The sequence below is a fragment of the Vibrio sp. 1078-1 genome (genome assembly GCF_033340475.1).
In genome coordinates this window covers 1-687 of record NZ_JAWOWM010000379.1, presented here as the reverse complement: position 1 = coordinate 687, position 687 = coordinate 1, and the positions used below count along the sequence as shown (strand labels likewise).

The 687-nt window shown below is 45.0% G+C and carries 1 pseudogene; it reads right to left on the bottom strand.

Going from position 1 to position 687, the window contains the following annotated elements:
• A pseudogene (locus R7190_RS27690) lies at positions 1-687 on the bottom strand (molecular chaperone HtpG); the annotation flags it as partial.

The window sequence follows — 687 nt, the reverse complement described above, 5'->3', positions numbered from 1 at the left end:
CCAACGGTTTGTTCCGCAGAATCAACTTCTGTTGAAGCAAAACGCAACAGACCTGCAATTTTCTCTTTGTTCGCAAAGTCTTCCGCTGGGCCTTCTTTCAACACTAGGCCAAACTCCTTCCAGAATGATTGGTATTTTTCTTCATCATTCTTCGCCATGCGCTCAAGCATAGTCAGTACACGTTTCGTGCATGCATTGCGTAGCGACTGAGTCACTTTGTTGTCTTGTAGAATTTCACGCGATACGTTGAGCGGCAGGTCGTTTGAATCAATCAAACCACGTACGAAACGTAGATAAGACGGCATAAACTGTTCAGCATCATCCATAATGAACACACGTTGCACGTACAGTTTCAGACCTGACTTATGATCACGATTCATCATATCCCATGGCGCTTTCGATGGGATGTAAAGTAGGCTAGTGTAGTCGTTTTTACCTTCTACGCGGTTGTGGCTCCACACCAACGGATCAGCGAAATCGTGTGAAACGTGTTTGTAGAATTCTTGGTATTCTTCATCTGAGATATCTGCTTTATTACGCGTCCACAACGCTTGAGCTTTGTTGATTTGCTCCCACTTCTTCTCACCCGTTTCTTTGCCTTCGTCATCGCGAACCGCAGTTTGGATAGAAACAGGGATACCAATATGGTCAGAGTATTTGCTGATCACATCACGTAGACGCCATTCG